This window comes from Effusibacillus consociatus (assembly GCF_042652925.1).
In the GTDB taxonomy this organism is placed as follows: Bacteria; Bacillota; Bacilli; order Tumebacillales; family Effusibacillaceae; genus Effusibacillus; species Effusibacillus consociatus.
In genome coordinates, this window is the sequence record NZ_JBHSHC010000112.1 from 277,381 (window position 1) to 293,961 (window position 16,581).

Here is a 16,581-nt window from a genome sequence, read left to right on the forward strand (position 1 = left end):
AAAAAGGGGCTCGTACTATGCTTGAAATTCAACCTGTTCAACAACCCTTGAATGCGGTTGTGGAAGTTCCAGGCTCAAAAAGCATATCAAACCGTGCTCTGCCCATTGCCGCTTTGGCAACAGGAACGAGCACACTGCGCAATATGTTATTTAGTGACGACAGCCGTTATTTTATGAGCTGTCTGCAAAAACTCGGGTTTCAGTTGGAAATTGATGAAGATACTAAGACGGTTGTGGTAGAAGGACTTGGGGGTACCCTACCTTCCCATGACGGAATCCTCGATCTGTTTGTCGGCAATGCCGGTACGGCCGCGCGATTCCTGACTGCGTTTGTGTCAATCGGCGTAGGCACTTACCGGATCGATGGAATACCCAGGATGAGGGAACGTCCGATTCAGGATTTGATCGATGCGCTGCAAACATTGGGTGTGTCGATTCGATCGGAGCTAGGGACAGGTTGCCCGCCGGTTCTTGTGGAAGCAAATGGGCTTCCGGGAGGCGAAGTGTCGATACCCGGGAACAAAAGCTCCCAATACCTGTCAGCGCTGCTTCTGACAGCACCGTACGCAAATCGGGATGTGGAAATAAAAGTTTCAGGTGAACTTTTATCCGCTCCTTATATTGACATGACAATACGGATGATGTCTCAGTTTGGAGTTCAAGTGGAAACCCATGGGGACAATGTGTTTCACATTGCTGCCGGGCAGCGGTACAAAGCAAGGGATTATATAGTCGAACCGGACGCTTCCAGTGCTTCCTACTTTGCAGCTGCACCCGCCATTGCGGGGGGGAGAGTACGGGTAACCAACCTGTCTCGGGATTCCCTGCAGGGGGATGCCCTTTTTGCCGGTTTATTGGAGCAAATGGGATGTCAAGTTCGTTGGGGAACTGATTATATCGAGGTCGAAAAGCGGGACGGTCAAACGCTGCGCGGTATCGACGTAGATCTAAACGAGATGTCGGATACTACGATGACACTTGCAGTTGTTGCTCCGTTTGCGTCTACTCCAACCACGATCCGGAATATCGGACATATCAGAATCAAGGAAACAGACCGGATTCATGCGGTTGTGACCGAACTTCGGAAGCTCGGGGTTCAGGTAGAAGAGTGGGAGGATGGTATGCGAATTTATCCCGCTTCGCAAATTCGACCGGCTGAAATTGATACGTATGACGATCACCGGATGGCGATGGCATTTGCATTGGTGGGACTGCGAGTGAACGGAGTGAAAATCAAGGATCCGGGATGCGTCTCCAAGACATTCCCGACCTATTTTGAAGTATTTACAAAAATGTGCAACCCTACAACGACCTGATACAAATCTTTGTATCAGGTTTTATTTTTGCTCGAAACTTTTAATTTGTGAAAAATTTATCACAGATTATAATAAATATAATCTTGACAACCTAACGACCGTTCGATACTATAAAGATGCAAGGCTTGAGTTCTGGTTTCTCTCCACTCCTATCATTTTCCTGTCCCGATTGGGACGGGGCTTTTTTTATTTATGAAAGGGCTTACATTTTTAGTCGGTCTTTCTGGTTAGACCGCTTCATAAAGATATAGAGAGAACTTGTACTTGTGTGGAAAAGTAACGGGAGGGAGAAAACGTGCTCAATCGAAAGGTATTCCTGCATGCCGTACTGGCTCAGGTTCTGATCTGTTTTTGGATCTTTGTGAAAATTTTCTTCCTGCCCTATCTGATATGGAAACTGCTCGGCACGTCACCGTTGGCTGCGCGGATTGGAGATTTGTCGGTGATTGCAATGGGCACTCTGGCTGCCTTGACAATGGGAGTGATCGGATATTGGCATGCAGCACGGTATCCGGTTGGGAGTTCCCGAGTAGGGTTAGCTCTCTTGTCGATGTTTTTTATCCACGCTCCCTTGTTTCTGTTTTTGATTTATAAATGGATGTTTGGCAGTGCTTGGGATACCTACTGGTCGCTTTATTTGTCGGGATGGCTGTCGATTGTCACGCATCCCATGATCCTGGTCGGGTTTTACGGGGAATGGGTGGATGTGATCGGAACGATCCTCTTATGCGGCTGTTATCTCGCGGGGGTTTGGATGTATTTTGACGAGAGCAAGGACTTTCGGGTCACCCGGATCAAAAGTCGTTGACTCAAATGATTTGCAAAAAGAATCGCCAAGCGCGGTTCTTTTTCTATTTTGTTCCGAATGAAAACAGATCTGGGACAAATACTATTTTTAGCAAAATTTTGAAGGAGGAGTGTCCGGTTGGCTGGTAAACCGCTTATTGTGCAAAGCGATTTGACACTTCTTTTGGAAGTGAATGATCCGGCGTTCGAAACTGTTCGGGACAGCATTCTTCCGTTTGCCGAATTGGTAAAAAGTCCTGAGCATGTTCATACATATCGAATCAGTCGAGTGTCTCTCTGGAATGCCTCAACGTCCGGCATCACAGCCGAGCGGATTCTCACCACTCTGCGCACTTACAGCCGGTATCCGATTCCGATGCATGTACAAACTTTTATCGTGGAGGAAACGGGTAAATACGGGCGGTTGATTCTTGAAAAAAGAAGAGGAAAAGTGGTGCTTCGGGGAGACAAGGATCTTTTGCATGAGATCGGTCAATTGCCGGAAATAAAAAGGCTGGTGCCGAAAACGACAAGCGATGGTTTTGCACTAAAAGAATCATTACGAGGAGAGATAAAGCGAATTCTGATCAAATTCGGGTACCCGGTGAAGGATCTGGCGGGGTATGTGGGAGGGGGCTCGCTCCCTGTTAAACTGCGTCAAGCAAACCATGACTCACAAGGCATACTGTTGAGATCTTACCAAGAGGAGGCTGTACGGTCGTTTTTGGCCGGAGGAGATGAGGGGGGATCCGGAGTGATCGTACTGCCTTGCGGTTCCGGAAAAACAGTGGTTGGACTTGCAGTTATGGCCGCTTTACAGAGAAACACCCTGATTCTCGCTCCAAATGTGGCGGCAGTCCACCAATGGAAGCGGGAAATTGCTGAAAAGTGTGAAGTTCCTCCAGATTCGGTAGGAGAATACACGTCAGATTGCAAAGAAATAAAGCCGATCACAATTACCACCTATCAAATGCTGACCTATACGAAAAACGGCTCATTTCCGCATTTCAAGATTCTCAATAAGGGGAAGTGGGGACTCATCATCTACGATGAAGTGCACTTGCTGCCTGCACCGGTGTTTCGGCTGACTGCTGACCTCCAGAGCACCCGTCGGCTCGGACTGACCGCTACGTTAGTGCGGGAGGACGGCGCAGAGACAGAGGTTTTCTCGATGATTGGCCCCAAAAAATATGACGTGCCGTGGAAACAGCTCGAACGGCAGGGGTGGATTGCCGAAACGGCCTGCTATGAAATTGGTGTGCCATTTGATGGACCGACTCGGGTTCGTTATCTGTCTTCACCCGATCGGCAAAAGTACCGTGTGGCTGCTGAAAACCCCATGAAATTGCATGTCATTCGATCCCTCTTGCGGCTGCATGAAAAAGACCGTGTATTAATCATCGGACAATATGTGGAGCAATTAAAACAGACCGCGAAAGAGTTGAATGCACCTCTGATTACGGGACAAACAAGTTCCCGGAAGAGAGAAGCCTTGTACGCTCAGTTCCGCAACGGAACGCTTTCCGTCCTGGTTGTATCGAAAGTGGCAAATATCGCAATTGATCTGCCGGATGCAAATGTCGCGATTCAGATTTCGGGTGCTTTTGGTTCCCGACAGGAAGAGGCCCAACGGCTGGGGAGGCTGCTGCGGCCAAACTCGGACGGGGGCAGATCAAAATTCTATACGCTTGTCACCAAAGAAACCTGCGAACAGGAAAGAGCACTTCATCGGCAGTTGTTCCTGATCGAACAGGGGTATGAATATAAACTGATGAATGCGGAAGAAATGCTGCAGTAGAAGGAGTGTGTAGCGGTGAGATTAAGCGAATGCTTAAATTCATCTGATATTGATGCACTTAGAAAGATCGCCGAAAGGTATGACTTTGACTGTCACCGCAGTTCCAAAAACTCATTGATGCAGACAATCATGGCCCATTTCAATAATCGGAAGTTTATCCAAGACAGACTGTTATCGCTGGAAAGCAAAGAGTACAGAGACGCGCTTATGCAGATCGTTATGGACAAGCGACAGTGTTTCTCGCGGGAAGATTTGTCTGCGATTGCGAAACGGGCTATCGGGAATCAATCCGGGCAGGAAACTCAGTTGATCACGAATTTGCTGCGGGACGGTTGGGTCTATCGTTTAGGCAGTCATGGCGGAAAAACGGCCTATTTTGTGCCGGAAGATGTCATGAAAACGATGAAAGAGTTTCTGGCTGTTCAATTGCAAAGTCAGGTGGAAACGATCAGCGGACCGCCTCTGGTGTATAGGGACGACCAATTTGCTATCGTTCGGGATGCTGTGCAGTTTATTTCGTTTGTGAAGAATCATGATGTGAAAATAACGCAAAACGGAGTGATCTTTAAGCGACAGCTTCTACAGCTGCTGGACAGTTTTGAAATAAAGGAAGAACCGGTTACAGGAGGGTGGAGGTTCGGATATGGCCGCCGATTTTTTGATTATCCGGACAGGTTTGCCTTATTTTATGACTGTTTGTACAGTCGCGGAATTATTGAGGAACAAGAAGCGGGCATTCTTGCAGTAACCGACAAAACGGAGGAGTGGTTAGAAAAACCCGATAAAAACAAACTCCTCGATTTGGTGAACTTTTGGCGGCTGTTATACAGGCGTCCTATTCCGCGACTATCGTTTGCTCTTAACACCATGGCACGCGCCGTTTGCAAAAAATGGACGCTTGTGGAATCAGTGAATCAATTGCTGTCACCCTATGTAGGCGACTATTACTATGACAACCAGGTGCAAGTGATGGAAAAGCGCATCTATCAAATGATGGTCAACCTCGGATTGCTTTGTTACGGCAAACTGGTCGATGGACGAGCAGTGATGAGGTTATCGGATCTCGGACGCGAACTGTTATTGGAAGAAACGGCGGATGAGGCAAAGGAAACTCTCCTGCCGGAAACTACGCCGTTGATTATTCAGCCTAATTTTGATCTTCTGCTGCCGGCGGCCGAAGCCGGTCGTCTCGATTGGGAACTGAGCCAGTTTACGGATTTGATTCGGGCTGACATGATGCGCGTCTATCGGATAACCAAATCGAGTATCTCCCGTGGGTTGCAAAAGGGATGGTCTTATCAACGGATCATTGGTTTTCTGGATCAACATTCAGGCTCCCTGCTTCCGGTGAATGTGAAACGGATGATTGAGCGGTGGTGTCAGAATGCAAGTGGAATATTGCTGAATCGGTAAGAAGCAAAATTGGGAAAGACGAAACAGACCGGACACAGTTCTGGGGTTGTTTCGTCTTTTTCCTTTTGTTCCCGTCTATTCATAGGGAAAGTCCATCTAGTAGAATAAAATCATACCGCACAAAAAAATATCGATTTTCGACATAAAGATTGAAAATTCAACAAAATTTTGTACCTGAAAAAAAGGAAAACATCCGTGTCTTGCCGAATATAATATTTCAAAGAATCTTCACAATTCGGCGGACAATCTGATAGGATTTTTGGTTGCTGTCTTTTCTCTCAGGTATAAATCGCAAAGGAGGGAACGGCGGTGGGTGAAGTTATCAACGGTGCGGAAAAAAAGTATTTTATTAAATGGTTCTTAGAAAAATACGAACTGCAGAACAGGGAAGCTGAGTGGCTTTTGCAGTATTTGGCCTCGAATGATCACATTCTTGAGAGGGTCCATTTTATTGACAATTTTAAGAACTTGCCAAAGACGATCCTGATGTCAACCAAATGTGTCCAGATGACGCCGTTCAAGTTCTACAAAAACAGACGGGTTACCTCTGACGTAGAGAAAGCGTTTCTTGACATTCATAACAATCCTCATGAAGATATTTATATAGGTCTTTTCTTTAAGGATAGAAGTGTTTCTCCTGAGTATGCAGCCGTTTTGGAGACCAATCCGCAAGAAGACTCAAAGGACGCGGATGCGTTGGTGAGTCTTCAAGCTGAGATGATTCTGGATCTGGCCGTCAAGAACTATCGTCTTTCCAAGATCTATCAAGAAATCGATCACGCGTTGGATGCGGGTGACAGACAACGGTTTCAGGAATTGACATCGAAATTGAAAGAGCTGATAGAACTGGGCTAATCCCGGTTTTTTTTTTTGCAAGGAAACTTTTCTGCTATACTGAAAACAAAAAACGGTGGGACATGCCAATGAGATTAGTTGAATTATCAGTAGAGAAATTTGAAGAAATAAGGCCTTACGTGGATACGTTGATTCTTCCCGTTTGCAGCATTGGCGGGAAGGAGGAAGGAAAATCTTTTGCCGGGGACTTGATCCTGATCCGACAAATTGCCTCTCGAATCGATAATCAACTATCCGGAAGAGTGTTCTTGCTTCCGGAGGCTGTACATACAAACCTGAGTGGTGAACCTGCGAATATGCCCGAACAGATTTTGGCGGATTACCTTTTTCACCTGCTCCTGCCATTCAAGGAAATTGGATTTGATAAGGCGGTTCTCCTGCACGCGGCGGGTACACCAGGTCAGCCGCTAGCTGAAGCTTCGTGCAAATTGACACAAGAAGGGTTTAAAGTATCGGTGATTCGGGCAAATTTAGAGGAATCTGATCTTGACGATTCGGTTCGACAAATTATACAGCTTTGGAACTCGTAAAAATAACATTTTTGTGAACAAATACGGTTTATTATGACGGCGTTTTCAAAAATTGGGTATACTTCAAGTAACAATGAGTTAGGGTAGGCAATGCCCTTGGGAAAATTAGCACAAGTTGGCTTGACACGCTATAGGGCAGGCTGTAAGATGGATACGTACATTTCGGGGTGTCGAAACGACTCGAAACTCAAATGATCGATTTTTTTTGTCCAAAGGCAGGGAGGTTTGCAGGAATGAGTGATGAGAGAAAAGACAAAGACGGCCTTTCCCGCCGCCAATTTTTGACATATGCATTAGGCGGCACAGGTGCATTCATGGCGGCAGCCATTGGAGCTCCGTTGATTCCATTTACTGCTGACCCGTTGAGAAAAGCGGGAGCGGCAAGTTTTGTCGAGGTCGGCAAAGAATCGGATTTCTCAACCGATCTTCCCAAGAAGGTTGAATTTGAGGTTGAGAAAAAAGATGGCTGGTATGAATCTAAAGTAAAACTTAGCGCGTGGATTATCAAGAAAGAGAACGGCGGCTGGCTTGCGATGTCTTCAATCTGTACCCATTTGGGATGTCAGGTGAACGGTTCGACTGATGCTTCCGGAAAGTCCGTGCCTTCCAAAGATGGCGAGTGGTTCTTCAAATGTCCGTGCCACGACTCTCTGTTTGACAAGTACGGTGTTCCGAAACCGGGCGTACCTGCAACTCGTCCGTTAGATGAGTTCAAGGTGGATATCCGGGACGGGAAAGTATTCCTTGGGCCGAAGAGTCAAAGAAAAGCATAGGAACAGGAGGGGTCTGGTAGATGTTAAAAAAGACATATGATTGGATCGATGAACGATTGGGCGTGACCCCGATTTGGCGTGACATTGCAGATCATGAGGTCCCGGCGCACGTCAATCCGGCAAATAAGATGTCCGCATTTATCTATTGTTTTGGTGGTTTAACGTTCTTAATCATTACTACTCAAATCATTTCCGGGATGTTCCTGGCAATGTACTACGTACCCGATATTATTAACGCTTATAAGTCCGTGAAGTACATAACGGATGAAGTGATGTTAGGAAATATTGTGCGGGGGATGCACTTCTGGGGTGCGAGTCTGGTCATCATTATGATGTTCTTGCATATGCTCCGCGTGTTCTTCACCGGTTCTTACAAAGCTCCACGCGAATTGAACTGGGTAGTGGGTGTTCTGATTTTCCTGGTTGTTATGGGCTTCGGTTTTACCGGATACCTTCTGCCTTGGGACCAAAAAGCTTACTGGGCAACTGCGGTAGGTGCTCAAATTGCTGAAACCGTCCCCTTCTTGGGACCGTACATCAAAACCCTGCTGGTTGGGGGACCGGATCTCGGTGCCATTACATTGACAAGATTCTTTGCAATTCATGTGTTTTTCTTGCCTGCAGCCCTCCTCGTCTTATTGGGATTGCACTTCTTTATGATCCGAAAGCAAGGGATTTCGGGTCCGCTATAAGATTTCCCCAGACAAATGAAAAGGAGGATGCTGTTGAATGGCTGGTCATGATAAAGAACGAATTCCGGGCGTTCCTCGTTACCGTCGCCCAAAAGATTTGCCAAATGATGGTACGGAACCGTTTTTTCCTAACTTTTTGTTAAAAGAATGGATCGTAGGATCGGTTGTGCTTGTTGCTTTTATTGTATGGGTAGTGTTTAACCCTGTTGAATTGTCGTCCGTTGCGGACCCATCCGACACTTCTTTTATCCCTGTGCCTGACTGGTACTTCCTGTTCCTGTATCAGCTCTTGAAGTATGTTCCTGGGAATTACGTGTGGTTGGGAACCGTGGTGATCCCGGGGATTGCCACGACGCTCTTGCTCTTGGCTCCCTGGCTGGATCGCCGTAAAACGCGTGCTCCATTCAAGCGTCCAATCGCTACCTGGTCGATGATGATTGCGTTGTTCTTTATGGCTTGGCTTACATATGAAGCGGAAGCCCAACACGAAGCCGCACTGGCGAAAAACCCGCCGAAGAAAAAAGTGGAACTTCCGAAAGATACCGCTATTGTCGATCAATCGGATCCGGCAGCGAAAACTTTTGGTCAAACTTGTGCAAGCTGTCACGGAGTCGACTTGAAAGGTCAAGTTGGTCCGGCATTGCTTGGGGTTGGTAACAAGTATACTCCGGAGCAAATTCAAGAAATCATCAAAAATGGTAAGCCGCCTGCAATGCCTGCCGGTTTTTTACAGGGTGAAGACGCGAAGAAAGTCGCTGAATGGCTCTCAAAACAAAAGCAGAAGTAATGACAAAACTGGCCGATTGGCCAGTTTTCTTGTTTGTGCTAGTATTGTGGGGGCGGTAAATGCGAGGAGGGACAATATTGTTTGATCTGCAGAAACTGAGATTTTTCTTGGTACAAAGAAGTGTTCTCCGGATCTTGTTCTGGGTGAATCTGTTAGGAACGATTTACGGGTACTATTGGTATAAAAATCAGCTGTTGGAAAGTCCTTCGGTATTGCTGCCATTTGTTCCGGATTCACCGACAGCATCCTTGTTTTTTACCATTACCGTGTTGTTGTGGTTGTATGGAAAATCGTCACCGCTTATTGAAATGATGGCTGTCATGACCTCTTTTAAATACGGGGTTTGGTGTGTAGTCGTGCTGGTGATGTACGGTATTGATGACGGATCCATTTCACCGGCCAATCTGATGCTGATTTTCTCCCATGCCGGGATGGCTGTTGAAGTCCTGCTCTATAATTTTGCCTACCGATTCGGGACTAAACATATTTGGGTGGGAGCTTTATGGTTGGCAGTGAATGATTTTTTTGATTATGTTTTCGGTGTTCATCCTTATCTTCAAGACGACCGGTTTCTGACACTGGTTGCGTTGTTTACCATAGCCCTCAGCTTGTTCACGATCTTTTTAACTTATTGGCTCAGGAAAGAAGGCGTTGAGGCAGAAAAACACACTAGGATTGCCTAGTGTGTTTTTCTGGTTAAAGGGGAAAAGCCCTCGCCCAGTACATCATGCACGTCTGCAACAACCACGAATGCATATGGATCGATATCATGGACGATATGCTGTACTTTTAGTATTTCTTCACGGGATACCACACAATACAGAACATCTTTTTCTTGTCCCGTATAACCGCCCCGTCCTTTCAGAAGAGTTGTGCCTCGTTCAAGTTTATCCTGAATGGCGTTTGCGATTGCTTGGGTCTGATCGGAGATGATCATTGCCGATTTGCTTGTCGACACCCCTTCAATGACCACATCAATTACTCTTGCTGCAATGAATAAGGCTACGAGTGAGTACATCGCAATCATCATTCCTTGCAAAATGGCCACGATGGAAATCACCACAATGTCGATGAAAAACAGGGTTTGACCCATCGAATAGCCCCATCTTACATTCGCGATACGGGCGATGATATCGGAACCCCCGGTTGTGGCGCCGAAACGTAAAATCAGCCCAAGTCCGATTCCGTTGACCACTCCGCCGTAAAGTGCGGCTAACAGTTTGTCGTTAGGTAACGGAGGGGTTATGTTGCCTGGAACCAGCAATGAGAATAACGATACGAGAGCCACTCCCGCAAATGTTTTAACTAAAAACCCGCGCCCGAACATTCGATAACCGATATAAAACAACGGGACATTTAAGAGGAGGAATGAATAGCCGAATTTTAAGTCGAAGAAATACAGAAGGAGAAGGGAAATTCCAAAGAAACCGCCTTCCGCCAATTGATTTTGAATAATAAAGTTGTTGATTCCGAATGACAGGATGAAGGCTCCCACTATGATTCCAAGCCAATTTTTCAATTCACGCATGCTGAATTCCTTTCTCGACGGTGTCAGGAAAATTTTTTTTTATACCGAAAGAACAAAATAAGTCCAGCACACAGAAGAAGGCCGGCGAGTATCCAAAATCCATACCGGTGAAGAAACACGAACAGTAAAGTCCAATGCTCCCCCAAGATTCGTCCCAGCGAGATAAAGGTTAATGACCAGATAAAACCGCCGGTATATGCGTACAGAGCGAATGAGGGAATCGGCATGCGGCTTGCACCGGCTGAAAAAGCGGTCAGATGACGGATTCCGGGAAGAAAATAGCCGATTATCAGAACGAACGCTCCAAACTTGGCGTACCAAGCTTGTACACGCTTCCAGTGCGACTCCTTGATGCCGAAGCGCTTCCCGTACTTTCGCATCAACGGAAGACCAAAATAACGTCCCAGCGAATAGGAAATGGACATTCCCACAACGGAGCCCAAGAATGAAACAAGCAGAGCTGTGGAGAAATCCATTTTCCCTTTCGATACGAGAAAACCGACATATGTCATAATCACTTCATCAGGGATCGGAAGCCCCACAATCCCCAATACCAGGCTTAAGAACAGGGCGAAATAGCCATAACTCGCGATCAGATTGAACACTGTTTGTTCGATTGGCGAGCCCTCCTCTTAAGTCAATATAAAAAGAGCACCGGAGACCAGTGCAGATGATTCGGTACTAATTTACCACAATTGCATAGCCTTGGACAACAGATACAGTATTCTTCATTCTAATGGCGGATTACGGGGCCAGATGAGCAGAATCAGAAGCAGAAAACTCAGATACCCGAATACGGGGTACAAGTAGGTAACGATATTTGAAAAACCGACTTGACTTACAAAGAAAGCGGCTGTCAGGATCAGTACGGTTACAAGTGAACCGTTTACCGGGTAACGGGGCGGTGCGAGTTGACTTCCCAAGCCATATACATTCGCTATCAGTGTGCTGAAGATTTCTCCCCAGAGCACAACTATAAATAGAACTTGAACAACAATGCCATATGTTGATGTGATGTGTGCCATTGGCACTTCATAAACCAGTATGTCCGGCAGCCTTAAAGACAAGGCAAAATGAGCGCCGAGCAGCATGCCGCCCAACCCGATCGCTCCAATGCATCCTCCTGCAACCAGGCATTTACGGTCTTGAATCTCGTTTCCCAATGGTACCAGGACAGATACGGCCAAGCCCAGATTAAAGGCTGCGTAAGCAACCGATGATGCAAACCAAGTCCACGAACTGTGTTCAATTGGCGGTGAAGCAGCAGGCACAGGTGTGTGCGACACGGATTTTACAAAAATAAAGCAGATAAGAGAAATCATGATCGGAACAATAATCGAGTTTGCCGTCAAGATTCCGCTCATGCCCCGTCGAATCGTGAAATAAGTTAATCCCATGGTCAACAAAACTCCCAATTGAAAAGGAATTTTCAGATTCTCATGAAACAAGGCTCCGACACCGGCCAGCATGGCCACGGTAACTCCAAACAGCATCACCATCATAAAAAGGTCAATCATGGCGGCTAATCTGTCACCGAACAGGTACGCGGTCAGCTGCCGATAAGAACTAGCGTTTAGACGGGCTCCCATTAACAGCATCTTGGTGCCTACCCAAGCGAACAGAATCGTGCTGACAGGTATGCCAAAATAAGCCCAATCCCCATATACACTGAAAAATTTCAGTATTTCCTGACCGGAAGCGAACCCTGCTCCGACGACAGTTCCAATGTAGGTAAAACCAATTTGGAATGCTTGTTGGATCTGTTTTTGATTCATGTTGTCCACCCCTTACGATTTCAAGATATGTCGCCCGGGCAAAAAGCATGTCTTTTACGAAAAAGTCCATGTATAATAGTGAAGTATTCTTTGTACATAGCGGAGGGGAGTAATGGAAGAGTTTCTGAAAGCAATTGTCTTGGGAATTGTGCAAGGTCTAACCGAATTTCTGCCGATCAGCAGCACCGGACATTTGTTGATTGGACGGAAACTGCTGGGACTGGAAGAAGCGGGTTTATTCCTGGATACGATGCTTCATCTGGGGACTTTGTTGGCAGTAGTGGCTATATTTTGGCGGGATGTTCTTTTTATGGTACGAAACCCGTTCAGCCGGTTGACTTTATTGATTCTGGCAGGAACGATTCCTACAGCTGCAATCGGACTGGCATTTGAAGATTACTTTGAAGCCATTTCAAAAACCGGGGTAACCGTAGGGTGGGAGTTCCTTCTAACCGGAATCATCCTTTGGTGGGCGGATAATATGAAAAACGGATCCAAAAAGATCGACCAAATCTCTTATACAGACGCACTGCTTGTAGGGGCTCTGCAGGGAGCGGCCATCCTTCCCGCGATTTCACGTTCGGGGCTGACAATTGCAGGAGCCTTGTTCCGTGGGATTGATAAACAGGCGGCTGCCCGCTTCTCGTTTCTTCTTTCATTGCCGGCCATTTTGGGAGCTGTGGTGCTCCAAAGCAAGAAACTGATCGATGGTGAAGTTGCGGAAACAATCTCCGTGTTCCCGTTAATTGCAGGTACCCTCGCTTCGGCGGTTGCGGGATATATAGCGGTGAAGTGGATGTTAAACATTTTGCAGCGCGGTTCGTTAAAGGGATTTTCAATTTATGTATGGGTGCTGGGGGCTATTATTCTGTTTCTCCAGTTCACCGGTAAATGGTAGGAGGACTGTTTCGTTTATGAATGAATACTTAATAGCTGTAATTCAAGGAATCGTTGAAGGGCTTACGGAATTTTTGCCTGTTTCCTCGACAGGACATTTGATCCTTACAGGGGAACTGCTCCATTTTACCGGCGATAAGGCGAAAACGTTTGAAGTAGTGATTCAGCTCGGAGCGATTTTGGCTGTTGCGATTCTTTATTGGAAACGCGTCCTTCAATTACTGGGGTGGAAACGTGATCGGTCTGAGCCTAAATCGCAGTTAAACCTGATTCATATTGTATTGGCCATTATGCCCGCGCTGGTGTTGGGATTGATTTTCCATAAAAGCATCAAGCTGTATCTGTTTTCTCCCCAGACCGTCCTGCTGGGACTTGCAGCCGGCGGAATCTTTATGATTTGGGCCGAAAAACGCCAGCGGGAAGTTCGTGCCCATGATCTGGATGATTTGAGTTACAAGCAAGCATTTGGGATTGGGCTTGCACAATGTCTTGCCCTTTGGCCGGGTTTCTCCCGTTCCGGCGCTACGATTGCCGGAGGATTGCTTGTCGGAACAAATCACAAAGCGGCGGCTGATTTCTCATTTCTGATTGCAATTCCCATGATGGTTGCGGCCAGCGGTTATGACATACTGAAAAGCTACAACGACCTGTCTGCAGATGACATTGGTTTCTTTGCCATAGGTTTTGTTGTATCGTTTATTGTCGCCTTGCTGGCTGTTGTTTCTTTTCTGAGACTTCTTGAGAAAGTGGAGCTGACACCTTTTGCTTATTATCGATTCCTTGTGGCGGGTTTGTTCTGGTTCTTTGTTCTGCGATGAATAAAAAACGCCCAAAATGGCGTTTTTTATTCATGGAAAAGGGTTTGTTCATTTATCGCTTACCCGTGCTCGGAAGAACACAATTCGCATCCGTCTGGCCAAATAAAGCGAGATCGAGAATAGGGTGAGTCCACCCGTTACCAACACCCAGTTTTTTAATGCTCCTAATGAAGCGAACCATCTTGCGGAGGCAGAAGGTTCCGCTGTGGCGACCGCCACGGTTGATGGAGTGAAAGGAGCGAACACACTCGTTTCTGTTTGCCCTACTCCCCAGTTGAACAGAATCACGGTGAACACGGCAGCCAAGACCCCGTGGATAATTCGGGCAATTATATAGGGGGCAAAACGGATGTCGGTGCCTGTTAACACAGAGGCAATCTGTGCATGCACGGATAAACCGCTCCATGCGATGATAAACGATACAATTGCCAATTGCTCGACGAGCGGGGCTTTTGTGGCCGCAGCCTGGGCAGAACCGATATCGATTTCGAAAATCCCGGACATGAATGGGGTTACCAGCGAGAGATCCAGACCGATCAATTTGAATAAACCGATAATGGGAAGTGACAGCAGCGGTATGATTCCCGATAAGGTCAAAACCTTGATCACAACGGCGAAGAAGATGATAAATCCGCAGATCATCAACAGCGTCTTGATGGAATCATTTACGGCATCTCCCAACAGTTTTCCGAAGGAACGTCCGTCTTCCTCACGGGCACGTAACATTTCCTGATAGGCCCGCCTGAACAAATTGCCTCGTACAGATTGTCTGGTGGTTTCTTCTATGTCTTGGCCCCGACCATAGAGCTTGAAGAGGATCCCTACCAAAAATGCGCCGATGTAGTGAGCTATTGCCAGAAGCATTCCGATTCCTGCGTTTCGGAACATGCCTACCGCAACTGCACTGAACATGAAGAGTGGATCGGCCGTGTTTGTAAACGCCAACAGCCGTTCCCCTTCCACGCGGCTGCACAATTTGCTCTTCCTGAACTTGGCTGTAATTACTGCATCCATTGGATAGCCGGCCGCAAGTCCCATTGACATTGCGAAGGCGCCGACTCCAGGAACACTAAACAGTGGACGCATCAGTGGTTCAAGCAGAACACCCAGTGCGTGTACGACACCAACGCCAAGCATCAGCTCGGAAAGAATAAAGAACGGTAACAGAGATGGAAATACGACCTCCCAGAATAAATTCAATCCTGTTATACCGGCTTCAAATCCTTCCCTCGGATAGAACACAAGCGAGAGAGTCAGAAATATGACGACAATTGCCAAAAATGTTGTCGTAGAACGTTTGGGTGAACCGGGCATAAATGACACTCCTTTTCTGATTCATCGACGCAGGACTACCCTATCCGTAAATTCATATTCGTGTCGGGCTTGTTTATTCTTCATTCTTGTGGTGGAATGTTGATAAAGCCATAGGAGGCAGTACAAGATGGAAAGACTGACTTTATTTGAAATGCAGCAAGAGGTGGACAAGCATATTTCCCAGTTTAAAGAGGGATATTTTCCGCCAATGAGTCTGATTGTCAGATTAACCGAAGAGCTGGGGGAACTGGCACGGGAGGTAAATCACCGGTACGGAGAGAAAAAGAAAAAGGCTGGCGAAGCGGACGGAAGCATCGCGGAAGAAATCGGTGACGTTTTATATTGTCTTACTTGTCTTGCCAACTCTTTACATATCGATTTGGAAGAAACTCACCGCTCAGTCATGCACAAGTTTTATACGCGGGATGCGAATCGATGGACACGTAAAGAAGATTGATGGAAGATAAACCTTTGAGGAGAGTGCAGGTATGACTGATTCAAAAATTCGTGTGGTAGTGGTTGGCGCAAATGGGCGCATGGGAAGAGAAGTTGCAAAAACGGTTTTAAACGACCCTCTTCTTGAGTTAGTAGGGGCTGTTGACCGGTCACTCGATCAGGTTGATGTCGGGATCGTTACAGGATACGGTGAGACGGGAGTTTTATTCTCCACCAACTTGGGTGAGACTTTTGTACGATCGAATCCCGATGTGATGATTGATTTTACCAATCCAAACGTAATTCGGGATAATGTATATACGGCGCTTGATTATGGAGTGCGTCCGGTGGTCGGAACTACCGGAATCCCGCAGGAAGATCTTCAGGCATGGGATGGCATTCTTCGGGAAAAAGAAATTGGCGGTGTAGTGGCTCCCAACTTTGCGATTGGAGCGGTTCTCATGATGAAGTTTGCTGCACAAGCGGCAAAATACCTGCCGCATGTTGAAATTATCGAAATGCACCACGATCAAAAGCTTGATGCCCCTTCCGGTACCGCTATAAAGACAGCCGAAATGATTGCAAAGGAAAGGCAGCGTATGGAGCAGGGACATCCGCAAGAGGAAGAAAAGCTCATTGGTGCACGCGGGGCTGATTTTGAAGGAATGAGAATTCATTCGGTGCGGCTGCCCGGTTACGTGGCTCACCAAGAAGTGATATTTGGCGGGCTGGGACAAACCTTAACCATTCGCCATGATTCGATTCACAGGGAATCTTTCATGCCGGGTGTCGCTATGGCTGCCAAAAAAGTGATGGCAATCAAAGGTCTCGTATACGGACTGGAAAACTTAATCGACTGATGGG

18 protein-coding genes are annotated in these 16,581 nt (G+C 46.8%); 14 read left to right on the plus strand and 4 right to left on the minus strand.

The genetic code is table 11. The features are described from left to right. Nucleotides 1-17 precede the first annotated feature (17 nt). The 10 genes from aroA (at nucleotide 18) to ACFO8Q_RS16435 (ending at nucleotide 9,633) form a co-directional block, all read left to right on the plus strand. Nucleotides 18-1,316: a 3-phosphoshikimate 1-carboxyvinyltransferase gene (gene aroA / locus ACFO8Q_RS16390; protein WP_380026897.1), complete on the plus strand. Its 1,299-nt coding sequence runs from the start codon at nucleotides 18-20 to the stop codon at nucleotides 1,314-1,316. A gap of 295 nt (nucleotides 1,317-1,611) precedes the next feature. After that, complete coding sequence (locus ACFO8Q_RS16395) at nucleotides 1,612-2,124, plus strand: hypothetical protein (protein ID WP_380026898.1); 513 nt, start codon at nucleotides 1,612-1,614, stop codon at nucleotides 2,122-2,124. Nucleotides 2,125-2,241: 117 nt separating this feature from the next. After that, nucleotides 2,242-3,900, plus strand: coding sequence for a DNA repair helicase XPB (locus tag ACFO8Q_RS16400; protein WP_380026899.1), 1,659 nt, complete (start codon nucleotides 2,242-2,244; stop codon nucleotides 3,898-3,900). 15 nt (nucleotides 3,901-3,915) lie between these two features. Next, the gene (locus ACFO8Q_RS16405; RefSeq protein ID WP_380026900.1) at nucleotides 3,916-5,313 is read left to right on the plus strand and encodes a helicase-associated domain-containing protein; all 1,398 of its coding nucleotides are present in this window, start codon (nucleotides 3,916-3,918) and stop codon (nucleotides 5,311-5,313) included. 309 nt (nucleotides 5,314-5,622) lie between these two features. Beyond that, complete coding sequence (locus ACFO8Q_RS16410; protein ID WP_380026901.1) at nucleotides 5,623-6,168, plus strand: ReoY family proteolytic degradation factor; 546 nt, start codon at nucleotides 5,623-5,625, stop codon at nucleotides 6,166-6,168. Between the two features lie 68 nt (nucleotides 6,169-6,236). Continuing rightward, nucleotides 6,237-6,698 (plus strand): DUF2487 family protein, encoded by a 462-nt coding sequence (locus ACFO8Q_RS16415; protein ID WP_380026902.1) that lies wholly within the window; start codon nucleotides 6,237-6,239, stop codon nucleotides 6,696-6,698. 233 nt (nucleotides 6,699-6,931) lie between these two features. Next, nucleotides 6,932-7,471, plus strand: coding sequence for a ubiquinol-cytochrome c reductase iron-sulfur subunit (locus tag ACFO8Q_RS16420; protein ID WP_380026903.1), 540 nt, complete (start codon nucleotides 6,932-6,934; stop codon nucleotides 7,469-7,471). A gap of 20 nt (nucleotides 7,472-7,491) precedes the next feature. Continuing rightward, nucleotides 7,492-8,163: a menaquinol-cytochrome c reductase cytochrome b subunit gene (gene qcrB, locus ACFO8Q_RS16425; RefSeq protein ID WP_380026904.1), complete on the plus strand. Its 672-nt coding sequence runs from the start codon at nucleotides 7,492-7,494 to the stop codon at nucleotides 8,161-8,163. 37 nt (nucleotides 8,164-8,200) lie between these two features. Beyond that, nucleotides 8,201-8,950 (plus strand): c-type cytochrome, encoded by a 750-nt coding sequence (locus tag ACFO8Q_RS16430; RefSeq protein ID WP_380026905.1) that lies wholly within the window; start codon nucleotides 8,201-8,203, stop codon nucleotides 8,948-8,950. A gap of 77 nt (nucleotides 8,951-9,027) precedes the next feature. Beyond that, nucleotides 9,028-9,633 (plus strand): DUF1405 domain-containing protein, encoded by a 606-nt coding sequence (locus ACFO8Q_RS16435; RefSeq protein ID WP_380026906.1) that lies wholly within the window; start codon nucleotides 9,028-9,030, stop codon nucleotides 9,631-9,633. Here ACFO8Q_RS16435 and ACFO8Q_RS16440 read toward each other — a convergent pair. The 3 genes from ACFO8Q_RS16440 to ACFO8Q_RS16450 all read right to left on the minus strand — a co-directional run bounded on the left by ACFO8Q_RS16440 (nucleotide 9,630) and on the right by ACFO8Q_RS16450 (nucleotide 12,253). Continuing rightward, entirely contained in the window at nucleotides 9,630-10,478 is an 849-nt protein-coding gene (locus tag ACFO8Q_RS16440) for a YitT family protein (protein WP_380026907.1), read from the minus strand. The two genes, ACFO8Q_RS16435 and ACFO8Q_RS16440, sit on opposite strands and share 4 nt — an antisense overlap. 23 nt (nucleotides 10,479-10,501) lie before the next feature. Further along, nucleotides 10,502-11,083: a DedA family protein gene (locus ACFO8Q_RS16445; protein ID WP_380026908.1), complete on the minus strand. Its 582-nt coding sequence runs from the start codon at nucleotides 11,081-11,083 to the stop codon at nucleotides 10,502-10,504. A gap of 123 nt (nucleotides 11,084-11,206) precedes the next feature. Further along, on the minus strand, nucleotides 11,207-12,253 hold the full coding sequence (locus ACFO8Q_RS16450) for a YkvI family membrane protein (RefSeq protein WP_380026909.1): 1,047 nt from the start codon (nucleotides 12,251-12,253) through the stop codon (nucleotides 11,207-11,209). Nucleotides 12,254-12,365: 112 nt separating this feature from the next. On the opposite strand from ACFO8Q_RS16450, the gene ACFO8Q_RS16455 reads away from it, so the two are divergent. Both ACFO8Q_RS16455 and bacA read left to right on the plus strand, forming a co-directional pair. Then, entirely contained in the window at nucleotides 12,366-13,151 is a 786-nt protein-coding gene (locus tag ACFO8Q_RS16455; protein WP_380026910.1) for an undecaprenyl-diphosphate phosphatase, read from the plus strand. A 16-nt stretch (nucleotides 13,152-13,167) separates the two neighbouring features. Next, nucleotides 13,168-13,968 carry an undecaprenyl-diphosphate phosphatase gene (gene bacA / locus ACFO8Q_RS16460; RefSeq protein ID WP_380026911.1) on the plus strand — a complete coding sequence of 267 codons (801 nt, stop codon included), beginning with the start codon at nucleotides 13,168-13,170 and terminating at the stop codon, nucleotides 13,966-13,968. Nucleotides 13,969-14,016: 48 nt separating this feature from the next. Here the strand turns inward: bacA and ylbJ are convergent, their stop codons facing one another. After that, nucleotides 14,017-15,282 carry a sporulation integral membrane protein YlbJ gene (gene ylbJ / locus ACFO8Q_RS16465; RefSeq protein ID WP_380026912.1) on the minus strand — a complete coding sequence of 422 codons (1,266 nt, stop codon included), beginning with the start codon at nucleotides 15,280-15,282 and terminating at the stop codon, nucleotides 14,017-14,019. Nucleotides 15,283-15,409: 127 nt separating this feature from the next. On the opposite strand from ylbJ, the gene ACFO8Q_RS16470 reads away from it, so the two are divergent. Together ACFO8Q_RS16470 and dapB are read left to right on the plus strand one after the other, a co-directional pair. Then, nucleotides 15,410-15,739 (plus strand): nucleotide pyrophosphohydrolase, encoded by a 330-nt coding sequence (locus ACFO8Q_RS16470; RefSeq protein WP_380026913.1) that lies wholly within the window; start codon nucleotides 15,410-15,412, stop codon nucleotides 15,737-15,739. A gap of 31 nt (nucleotides 15,740-15,770) precedes the next feature. Further along, nucleotides 15,771-16,577 carry a 4-hydroxy-tetrahydrodipicolinate reductase gene (gene dapB / locus ACFO8Q_RS16475; protein WP_380026914.1) on the plus strand — a complete coding sequence of 269 codons (807 nt, stop codon included), beginning with the start codon at nucleotides 15,771-15,773 and terminating at the stop codon, nucleotides 16,575-16,577. Nucleotides 16,578-16,581 lie beyond the last annotated feature (4 nt).